At 61.2% G+C, this 10,352-nt stretch carries 7 protein-coding genes; 3 read left to right on the top strand and 4 right to left on the bottom strand.

Translation table 11 applies throughout. From position 1 onward, the window contains the following. The 3 genes from VAE55_RS13540 to VAE55_RS13530 form a co-directional block, all read right to left on the bottom strand. A partial coding sequence (locus tag VAE55_RS13540) for an ABC transporter substrate-binding protein (RefSeq protein WP_322816302.1) occupies window positions 1–923 on the bottom strand: 923 nt, incomplete at its 3' end. A gap of 1,533 nt (window positions 924–2,456) precedes the next feature. Further along, window positions 2,457–2,942, bottom strand: a complete 486-nt coding sequence (locus tag VAE55_RS13535) for a hypothetical protein (RefSeq protein ID WP_322816301.1) — start codon at window positions 2,940–2,942, stop codon at window positions 2,457–2,459. Next, on the bottom strand, window positions 2,939–4,393 hold the full coding sequence (locus VAE55_RS13530) for a peptidoglycan-binding domain-containing protein (protein ID WP_322816300.1): 1,455 nt from the start codon (window positions 4,391–4,393) through the stop codon (window positions 2,939–2,941). The genes VAE55_RS13535 and VAE55_RS13530 overlap by 4 nt, the downstream gene beginning before the upstream one ends. Before the next feature lie 162 nt (window positions 4,394–4,555). Here VAE55_RS13530 and VAE55_RS13525 point away from each other — a divergent pair, with 162 nt between their 5' ends. Further along, window positions 4,556–5,218 (top strand): endonuclease III, encoded by a 663-nt coding sequence (locus VAE55_RS13525; protein ID WP_322816299.1) that lies wholly within the window; start codon window positions 4,556–4,558, stop codon window positions 5,216–5,218. An 11-nt stretch (window positions 5,219–5,229) separates the two neighbouring features. Here the strand turns inward: VAE55_RS13525 and VAE55_RS13520 are convergent, their stop codons facing one another. Continuing rightward, a complete protein-coding gene (locus VAE55_RS13520) occupies window positions 5,230–6,063 on the bottom strand; it encodes an alpha/beta fold hydrolase (protein ID WP_322816298.1) in 834 nt (277 codons plus the stop codon). A 181-nt stretch (window positions 6,064–6,244) separates the two neighbouring features. Here VAE55_RS13520 and VAE55_RS13515 point away from each other — a divergent pair, with 181 nt between their 5' ends. After that, window positions 6,245–8,998: a helicase gene (locus VAE55_RS13515; RefSeq protein WP_322816297.1), complete on the top strand. Its 2,754-nt coding sequence runs from the start codon at window positions 6,245–6,247 to the stop codon at window positions 8,996–8,998. A 4-nt stretch (window positions 8,999–9,002) separates the two neighbouring features. Then, complete coding sequence (locus VAE55_RS13510; RefSeq protein WP_322816296.1) at window positions 9,003–10,028, top strand: AfsR/SARP family transcriptional regulator; 1,026 nt, start codon at window positions 9,003–9,005, stop codon at window positions 10,026–10,028. The last annotated feature ends 324 nt before the right edge of the window (window positions 10,029–10,352 follow it).

Below are 10,352 nucleotides of genomic sequence, written 5' to 3'. Positions count from 1 at the left end.
GGTTCGAGCACGGCCTTCGGAATCTGCAAGTTCCAGGCAAAGTCGACCTCAGCCGTTTCACAGACCGCCCGTGCCGCTGAGGTGGCATCGCCACCACCCTTAATCTCGACCTCATCGAAGAAGACATTGGCAGCATCGCGGTAGAAGGGATTTCGCTCGTAGATAACCGTGTCACCGGGGCGGAATTCCTTCAGCTTCCAGGCATTGGTACCAATCGGCGCCAGATTGGCCGCCTGGCATTCGGCATTGGTGCTGGCCGCAGCACCGATACAATTCTCGAACTGCTTCTTCTGCAAGATCATGCCAAGCGGGCCAACGAACGAGATGTAGGGGTTGGCGTTCGGCTCTTTCCAGGTGATCTTGAAAGTCGTGTCGTCAATTTTCTCGATATTCGCGATTGGATCGAAAGCCGCCTTGGTCGTACAGGCTGTAGCTTCATCAGCACAGTACTGCCAGGTGAAGATAATATCGTCAATCGTGAAGTCACTCCCGTCCGACCACTTCAGACCCGACTTGATCTTCCAGGTCACGCTGCTACCATCAGCGGCGACCCCACCATTCTCAAGCGTTGGGATTTCAGCGGCTAGGAACGGCACCAGCTCGTCCTTCTCGTTGTAGCGGGCCAGCGGTTCGAGAATCACCGTTGCACCGTCGAAGTCCTTGGTACCGGTAGCCAGGTGCGGATTAAGCGTCGTGACTGCCTGCCAGTACAGGATCGTCAGCTTGCCACCCTGCTGCGGCGCGGCGGGTGCCTCAGTCGGCTGCGGGGCAGCGGTCGGCTGCGGGGCAGCAGTTGGCTGTGGGGCAGCAGTCGGCTGCGGGGCAGCAGTCGGCTGCGCTGCCGGCGCCGTGGTCGGTTGGGCCTGTGGCTGCTGCGCACCACACGCTGCCAGAACCATTGCCGCCACTGCTACGAGGGTCATCCATGCCCAAAGTCGTTTGTGCGACACAGGAACCTCCTCACTCTAAAACGAACACCTGTATTTGATGAACAACGCTGGCCGCAGCCGTCACACTTCCTGCGCACTGCCGTTGATCCGGCACTGCTGCTGAACATCTGTTGATCGACTGTCGGACTGCGCCAACGTCTCATCCACCGTTATGCACGCTCTCGCGGCGCGTCGCCAACCCCGAACGCGGGTATAGCAAAAGAGCGGTTGATCAGACGGTGATCGCAACCGCTTTGCGCTTCCAGGCACAACTGTGTGTTGCGCAACTCCATCGCCCTTGATCGCCACTTTCACTGAGGTGCAGAGTGTCTTGAACAGTACCATAGGGCCGGCAAGTTGTCAAGAATGACAGTGATCACCCTGCCAGTCACGGGGACGCGGATAGACGCGGGTTGGGCGGATGGGCGCGGATGGGATGGGTTGTAGGCGTTGGTGAACTGACAGGATGGTTGTGGGTAGGACGCGGATAGACGCGGGTTGGGCGGATGGGCGCGGATCGGGTATAGGCGTTGGTGAACTGCACCCTGCCAGTCACGGGGACGCGGATAAACGCGGGTTGGGCGGATGGGCGCGGATCGGGTATAGGCGTTGGTGATACACCCCTGACAGTGCATATTGTGTGAGGCACAGTTTGGATGCATGTGCGACGGGAAGGTGCATGCATAACCATGGCTTGTACCAGAACCTCTCAGTGCTCTCTATGTCTCTGTGGTGATATAGTGTATCGCTGAGCTGCTATACCAGATTTCACTATTAGTGTCACCGCCACACCACGCGCTGGGTCGTAAGTACGGTTGGCGCGGCAGCATGGCTGCCGCACTCCAAACGAGGGCAAGCCGGGCGGGAAGTGGTATTCCTGCCGGTGTGCGGGATGGGGACGAGGTACGGCTATTCGTTAGTGCTCTGACCATTAGGGGCACTGCTCCACCACGCGCCGGGTCGTAAGTACGGTTGGCGCGGCAGCATGGCTGCCGCACTCCAAACGATGCGTCACGGGCATCTTGAGCGTAAGTGGTGTCAATTCCGGCACTTAATGATTGTGGGGATGACAGTGTTTCTCGTCAGTCTGATGGGCTGAGTCTGCTTACTCACACGTTCCGGTATGTTCTCTGTGCTGAAGTGTCACCAACAGGCCGCCGGCAGGTTATTGCAGGTGCAGAAGTGTCGGTTCTGGGCTTCTGTATTCGGGTGTCGGTATGAGGGTGATTTTTGGCGAGTGCTCGATGGCTTCTGTGACACCAGGTTTGATGTGCTACACGCTCCCACCCTACCCCGCCCCCAGCGGGGGCGGGAATCACCGCCGCCGGATGGCTTCCGCTGTTGCGAGCTGGTTCAGTAGTGTGGTACCCCGCTGAACACAGGTATCGCAGGCTGGTGCAGGTGGTATGCGAGCCGGAGGCTCGCGCTCCCAGGGGCGGGTTGACGTGCGTACTGCGGTGATCACGGGTGCGGCGTTCAGGCGCTGTTGAATGGCGGGGCGCGACTTTTATGACGCCTGATGTGATTCTATCCCAGCACCACCTGCGCAATGTGTGCGATTAACCAGCGACTGACTATGATCTCCTGATCGATGCGGTGTTGGTCGGTGCAGGGTAAATTGAGGTGATCGAGGATGGTGTCGGTTGCGCGGTGGATGGCGAGGAAGGCGTGATCGGCACCACGTCGCCGGCGGTCGGTCAGGATGGCGGCGGTGAGGCCAACCCCAATCAATGGCCAGTCGCCGTCGCTGAGGGTTTGGGCGCGGTGGTAGGCCCAGGTGGCCATGGCTTGTGCGGTGACGGCGCTGACCGCCGGTGCGTTGAGGTTGCCAGTGATGGTCGCCAGTGAACGCGGTGAGTAGGCGTCGATGGCTTCCAGGACGGTACGCGATGAGCCGGCAATGGCGTGGAGCCAGGCCAACCCCAGGCTGCCGGCTCCGGCAAAGATGAGGACCAGGCGGGTTGGTGCGGCGTGAATGTCGCTAATCTGTTCGGCAATGTCGGGTGGGATCATGGCGTCATGCTCCGTCTGAAGAGTTCCTGCCACGCTGCGCAGTCAATGGTCTCGCCTTCGGGTAGTCCGGCTGCGGCGCGAAAGGTGCGGACGGCGCGGGCTGTGGTTGGGCCGAAGAGACCATCCGCCGGACCGGGATCGAAGCCGAGTATTTCCAGTCGGGCCTGGATGTCGGCCACCGTCGGATCGTAGCGACGTGCTGCGTCGGTTTGGGGGCTTAACGGGCTGAATGATGCACAGTCGCGGGCTACCAGATCGGCATCCGGTACCCAGGTGAAGGCAAAGCCGGTGGCAATGGTCGGTTGCGGTGGTAGGGTCGGATCGGTGGGTAGCCAGATGAGCGGATCGGTGGTGGCGAAGCGGATTAAGGCACCACGGGCCTGCGCATCCCAGAGGACGACTATCGGTTCGGTGAGCGGTTCCGGGCGTAGGGGTGTGATCTGGCCGTTATCGCTTATGCGCGACATGAACGGGCGGAAAGGGTATTCCCAGGAATAGACAGTGGTCGGTACCATTTCGACGAAGGCGTAGACGAAGCCGTCGGCCAGGCGTTGCGGGGCACGCACCAGCGGAATGGTGGTTTCGTCGGCGGAGAGGAGGGCGGTTTCGCTGCCGTCGTCGGCGTTGATCAGGTAGAGGCCGAAGCGGATGTCGGGGCCGGGGCCGCCTCCCGCCACCGCCAGGTCACGACCGTCAACGCTCCACAGCTCCTCTTCGCAGCAACTGAACGCACGCACGATCTGGCCGTCCGGGCCGATAATGACCGCTTCGCCGCCGGGAATGCCGATTTCCGGTTGCATCACTGCGTAGAGTAGAAGACGATCACCGGTTGGCGACCATGCGACCGGGATGTACCGCCAGGCCGGATTTTCGCTATCCAGCGTCTCTGGGACAGGATCGTCGGCGATGACCAGGCCCGGTCGCCCGCCGGTGATCTGGCTGACGTAGACGCCGGCCGGCGAGTCGTCGCGTCCGTTGATCAGCCCAGGCGCAGGGTTGGCGAGATGGTACGCAATTCGTTGACCGTCAGTGGAAATGCGGGGGGTGATAATTGATTGTTCGCTGAAGATGACCCGTCGTCCGTTGCCGTCGAGGGCGACCAGGTCGTTGCCGGTCAGGTAGACCAGGGTGCCGTTGGCGGCGACACTCATGTCGCGTACCGGTTGTGGCTCGTAGGTGATTTGGGTTAGGCGTTGACCATCCGGCTCCAGGCGCATCACCTGATCATTTTCGATCAGGTAGACCGGGGCCGGGATGGTGGCGGCGGCGACAACAGTGGGTGGCGCCGTCGGTGATGCGGTTGGTGTGGTGATCGGTAGCACAATTGGGGTAGCGGTTGCAACCTCTCCCGATGGCGTGGCCGTGGGGGGTGGTGTGGGCTGGGATGAGGCAGAGATGCAGGACGTGAGGAGAAATATGATTAACCACCCAAAATACCAGACGTTTTTCACAAGACGGCTCCTGTTGGTAGGCGAGAACATCCTGGTGTGGCCGGGTGCGCATCGGTCGAGGTAGCCCGGCAGTAGTGGTCATAATTGCCGACTTCGCGTATCATCATACCGTATGCAGGGCTGCTTGAACAGGGCTGGCCGGTCTTTGGCAGAGGAGGTTGCTTGAGTACGTCGTCGTTTCCGATTGAGCAGGTTCTCGATACGCTGGAGCGTGAGCTGGCGGTGTATACGCCACCGCTGATTGACCAGATGGGAGAGGTGAGTCAGACGCCGTTTCGGATTCTGATTGCGACGATCCTCAGTTTGCGAACGAAAGATACGTTGACGGCGGTGGTTGCGCCACGGCTGTTTGCGGTGGCCGATACACCGGCGGCGATGGTGGCATTGGGGGCGGAACGGATTGCTGAGTTGATCTATCCGGTAGGGTTTTATCGGGTGAAGGCGCGGCAGATTGTGCATATCTGTCAGATATTGCTCGAACGTTACAACGGTGAGGTGCCCGCCGATCTGGACGAGTTGCTGAAGCTGCCCGGTGTCGGGCGTAAGACGGCTAATCTGGTGGTGACGGCGGGCTTTGGGCTGCCGGGGATTTGTGTTGATATTCACGTCCATCGCATTTGCAACCGCTGGGGTTATGTGCAGACGCGCACGCCGGAAGAGACTGAGATGGCGTTGCGGGCGAGGTTGCCGCAACGCTATTGGATACCGATTAATCGGTTGCTGGTAACGCTGGGGCAGAATATCTGTCACCCTACGTCGCCGCGGTGTAGTATCTGCCCGATCCGCAAGGTCTGTCCGCGGATTGGGGTGACGCGCAGTCGGTGATGGTGGGGCGTTTACCGGTGTACCGGGGCTAGGAAGCCATTTAGCAGGCCACGAAACGGGCGCACGGCTTCGATGTGCGGGAAGTGGCCGCAGTGTGGGATGACGACGAGCTGCGAGCCGGGGATTTCGCGGTTGGCAATGCGGGCGTAGTCGAGCGAGAAGACGCGGTCGTGTTCGCCCCAGACGAGCAGTGTGGGCACGCGAAGCTCGCCGAGGCGTGCCCGTAGCCCGGTGAGGGTGAGATCGGTGGCGGCGTAGCGCCGGCTGAGGGCGGTGAGGGCACGGCGATTGGCGGTACCGCTGATGGCGGCCCGACCGCGCTCGATCAGGTCGGCAGTGAGGTAGGGTTCGGGGTTGTGAAAGGCGGCGGCGAGAAAGGTGCGCACGACTGCGGGGTGGGTCGAGAGCCAGAGGATGGTCTCGCCCAGGACAGGCCAGCCGCCGATGATGGTGAGTGGCGATGGCTTGATGAAGCCGTCGGTGGCGATCAGTACCATGCGGGCGACCCGTTGGGGATGACGGAGGGCGGTCGCCAGCGCGTATTTGCCTCCCATCGAATGGGCTACGAAGACAGCACGCTCGATACCGAGTGCGGTCAGGAGACCGGCGTAGAGATCGCTCTGCAAGTGCAGTCCGTAGGGGGCGTTGACCGGCTTTTCTGAGCGTCCAAAGCCGAGGGCGTCAACGGCTAAGGCGCGATACCCCTGTCGAGCCAGCCAGTCTATGGTCGGTTCCCAGTCGGCACACGAGCCGGCGAAACCGTGTAAGAGGATTATAGCCGGCCCCTGTCCGGCTTCGATCCAGTGGAGTTGATAGCCGTTGATCCGTAACCAGCGTGAACGCATCGCTTTTCCTCGTAGACACAGGCCATAATGAGTATACCACGGGTAGGCGAGTGGTTGACAGTGATGAAGCGCAAAAAGGGCGTTTCTGCTCATTGCCGGGCATTGAATGTACATGTATACTCTGAGTATATGCAGAAATTGAGGACAGGCGCACAGATGACTGTTCCTCGTGCGGACGATTATGAGCGACCTGATCGACATCTTGCAGACGCTGGCAGCCCGGAGCGGACGTTCCTCGTCGCCGTTGATTACGTTGCGTTCGTTTCCGCCCGGAACCGGTACCCGCATCAGCCATCTGGCGGTCGATCAGGGGTTGCAGGAAGCCTGGGTTCAGGTGGTTGGTACGCCGTTCTTTCAGGCCCAATCGATTGCGCTGGCGGCCCTGCGCCGGGGAACGCCTTTTGCCATTACCGGCAGCAGTATGGTCAGTCGGGCCAGTCTGCACCTCGTTACCCTCGATCTGCTGCGGAATGAACCGTCGGCTACTGCGTTGTTGATCGCACCCGATCCCGATCTGGTCCTGCTCCACGAGCGCGAGGCGATGCTGCTGGCCCGTTATTGCCGTCCGGTGTTGCCGATTGCCGCGACCGGTGGCACGCAGCGGCGGGTGGCACCGACGGCGCGACTGGTGATTACGACATTACCCGAACTGCATAACCATCTGCTCAGGTTTCACGACCGGGCATGGCGTTTTTTCTGGCAGCGTCTGCGGTTGATTGTGATCGCCGATCTGCACGTGTTTCACGGGGTTGCCGCCGCTCATCTGGCGATGACGCTGCTGCGGGCGGCGCGGTTGACGAGTCAACCGCTGCTGCTGGGTGGGACGCTGGCAGCGGTCAGTGGCGCCGAGACTGCGCTGACGATGTTGACCGGTCGTGAATGGCGGATCACGGCGGTTGACGATCTGCCGCGTCCGGCCACAACGCTGGCGCTCTGGCAGAGTGATGGCGAACGGCGGCGCGAGATTGCCCGCCTGGCCGAGGCTTTTCTAGCTGCCGGTGCTGCGGTGCGGCTGGTGGCGACGCCGTGGGAGTTGGCCGATTTGCGGACGCTGGTTGACCACGAGGCGTTTAGTGTTGGGACGCAGCCAATGCCGGCCCACGTACAGATCATCACTGGTGCCGATGTCGGTGCGGCCACGGTGCAGGCTGCGCTGGCGAGTGGGGCGGTGCTGGTCGTGCTGATCCTCGGTCGCGGGATGACCGAACCGGCTTTGCAGCGGCTGGCGGTGACCGATCTGGCGACGTGGCCGCTCTTACGCTCGCCGGTGTGGCCGCCGATCGTGAACAATTCGTTTGTGTCTACGTTGCATCTGGTTTGTGCTGCCAATGAGCAGCCACTACACGCAGAGGAGATTCGGCAGTGGCAGGTTGAGAGCATAGTCGAACAACTGACAGCGAAAGGTTATCTGAACCGACTCCCTGATATGCCACCCGTCTGGTTACCCGGTGACCAGAGCGATCCCTACATTCCGCTCGATCTGCATGCTGCTGGCACGGAACCGATTTACCTTCTTGATGAGCAGGGTCATCAATTTGCCACTGCCGACTCGTCACTGTTTCACCGCTGGATGCATCCTGCGGCTGGAGTACCACCGTTACGCGGCGGGCAGCAGGTTATTGCGCACGACGAAGATCGGGGCACGATCACCCTGGCGCGACGGGATAGGCGGCGTACTCTACCACTCCGGCAGTGCCAGGTGCAGATTCGCGAGGAGTGGGCACAGCGCGAGTTGCGCTGTTCGCATGGGGGGCATGGGTCACACCTGAGTTGGGGGCGGGTCGTTGTTGAAGAGCAGGTCTACTCCTACCGCGAGCAGATTGGTCGAGAACCGGCTCAGGAACGAAAGCTAGTTACACCGCTGACCTATCGCTGGCAGAGTCCAGCAGTATGGGTGCGTCTTAGTCAGCCGATCCATCCGACGGGTCAACAGGTGGGGTGGTCGCTCGTCGCGGCGGCGGCGTTGATCACACTGGCCCGTGTAGAGGATTGTGTGCCGGCTTACGATCCGGCGACTAATCATCTGTATCTGATCGATGCGCAGAACAGCGGTAATGGGCTGGCTGAGTGGTTGTACGATCAGATCGAGACGATCCTGCCGCTGGCCTACGACATTGCCCTCGAACAACGCACCGATCCGCTCTTTGAGCCGTTGGCGCGCACCGATATGGACTGGCTGCTGGCCGTGTTGAGCGGCGAAACCGAGGTGGCAATCGCGATGCCGGCATTGTCACCGGGCCGCACACCGGGGGAGAACAGGCCGGTGCGCACGTCTGAACCGCCGGCGCGGTCTGAACCGCCGGCGCGAGAGCCGGAGCCACCAGCGCGTGAACCGCCAATGCGGTCTGAACCGCCAGCGCGTGAGCCATCGGTACGGTCTGAACCGCCGGTGCGAGAGCCATCGGTACGGTCTGAACCGCCAGCGCGAGAGCCATCGGTACGGTCTGAACCGCCGGCACGGTCTGAACCGCCGGCGCGTGAGCCGCCGGTGCGGTCTGAGCGCAGTGCCGATGCGCAGCGTGGCCGCTACAATCGTCCCGGCGAGCGGCATAGTGGACGACGGGTTCCTGATCAGCCCGATCCACCCACAGCACCGGCGACGCCTGAGCTACCGACTGACGATTCGCCGGCGGCGAGTGTTCCCGACGCTGAGGCGATTCTGGCCCGACTCCGCCAGCGGCGTGAGCGTAATGGCCCGGCGCCGATGAGCCGTGAGAGGCGTCCTGAAGGTCAGCAGCCGCTAGAGCCGCGTTTTCAGCCGGGTGATCGGATTATCTGTATGCCCTACGGGGCCGGAAGGGTGCGCGCCAGTATTGTGAGTGAGGGTCGGGAGCTACTGTTGGTTGAGTTTGATGAGCACGGCCAATTGCGGATTGATCCCTCGGTCAGCATTGTGCGGCGCTTGTCATCGGTAGAGGGTGAGGGAAGTGAGTAGTGCGATGTCTAATCCGGTTATTCTCTATCTGCCATTGCTCGTGCATAATGACGTTGCAGTACAGCGACAGGCGACGACTATTCTCCTGACCCATTACGGCAATCGGGCACTGACCTACTTGCGCCGCTTGCTGGACGATCCTGAACTCGCTGACCAGGCCCGGTTGGCGTTGAAAAACGTCGGCGAGATCAGTGGTCTGCGAGTCGAGCTGCGCCCATTTCGCGGTGTGTACGTGCGTTGTCTGGGTGATTTTCAGGTTTTCATCGATAGTCGGATGATTAGACCAGACGAATGGGGGCAGAGTGAAGGGGGCAAGGCCGGCGGTCGTAAAGTGCAGGGCATGTTTGCCTACCTTGTGCATTGTGGGGCTGAAGGGGCGATGCGGGGCGAGATTGCCGAGGCAGTCTGGGGTAGTACGACCTCGGCCAGCAGTTTTGCCAGAACGCTCACAGCATTACGGCAGGTACTTCAGCAGCATGGCGGTGAAGAGCTGGCTGCCAGTTTGCTCTACACTGACCGGCAGCGTTGTGCGCTCAATCCCGATCTGTATCAGAGTGATGCCGATTTGCTTGAGCGCACGTTCGATCTGGCCACCAGGACGGCCAATACCCAGGGTGTAGAGGCGGCCCTTTCCTTCTATCAATACGTGCTTGACCTGTACGATGGGCCGTATATGGAAGGGGTTGTGGGAGCGCAGGAGTGGGCAGCCGAACGTGGGGCACGGTTGTTGAGCAATGTGGTACTGGCAGGCGAACGCCTGGCCTCTGCGGCTTTGCACAATGGTCAGGTAGAGCAGTGTTTGCAGTACTGTCAGCGTGTGCTGGCCCACGAACCGCGTGCGGTAGGTGTCCTGAGCCTGTTGTTGCGGGCCGGTCATCGGCTTGGGTTACCGGCAGAAACACAGCGTGCCTACCAGCGCTACCTTGCAGCGACCGGTATCAATCCGCGTCGCAAGCGCGACGATCCGGTGGTGAAACTGTACCGGGAACTGTCCGAGTCGGTTGAGGATCGCGGTAGCAATGGCGGGTAGTATCTTAATCCAAGTTGCCCCCTTACGTCACCACGGCGGTGCGGGTCGTTGAGCGCGACGGGGGGATGGGTGGAACACGGATGGACGCGGGTTAGGCGGATGCACGCGGATAGATAGTCGCCCAAGCTGCTCCCTTATATCACCACAGCGACACGGAGGATGAGCATACCAGATGGGCGTGACGTAGTGCGTCTACGGAACTGGCTGCGACCCAAACGATTCATACCGGTCAGGTACGCTGCACGATGGTGTGCGCAGCGTCGTGCTGTTCATCATCGCAGGTAGTCTGTCGTGGCCTGCTCACAGCATAGATGGCAACTTGAG

It is taken from the genome of Chloroflexus sp. (assembly GCF_034432675.1).
Classification (GTDB): domain Bacteria; phylum Chloroflexota; class Chloroflexia; order Chloroflexales; family Chloroflexaceae; genus Chloroflexus.
This window is presented reverse-complemented; position numbering and strand designations above follow the sequence as displayed.

What these genes read in the sequence shown, in the direction of transcription:
- VAE55_RS13535 (WP_322816301.1), bottom strand. Translation starts at nt 2,942, where the DNA reads ATGATCCCACCCGACATTGCCGAACAGATTAGCGACATTCACGCCGCA.
- VAE55_RS13520 (WP_322816298.1), bottom strand. Translation starts at nt 6,063, where the DNA reads ATGCGTTCACGCTGGTTACGGATCAACGGCTATCAACTCCACTGGATC.
- VAE55_RS13515 (WP_322816297.1), top strand. Translation starts at nt 6,245, where the DNA reads ATGAGCGACCTGATCGACATCTTGCAGACGCTGGCAGCCCGGAGCGGA.
- VAE55_RS13510 (WP_322816296.1), top strand. Translation starts at nt 9,003, where the DNA reads ATGTCTAATCCGGTTATTCTCTATCTGCCATTGCTCGTGCATAATGAC.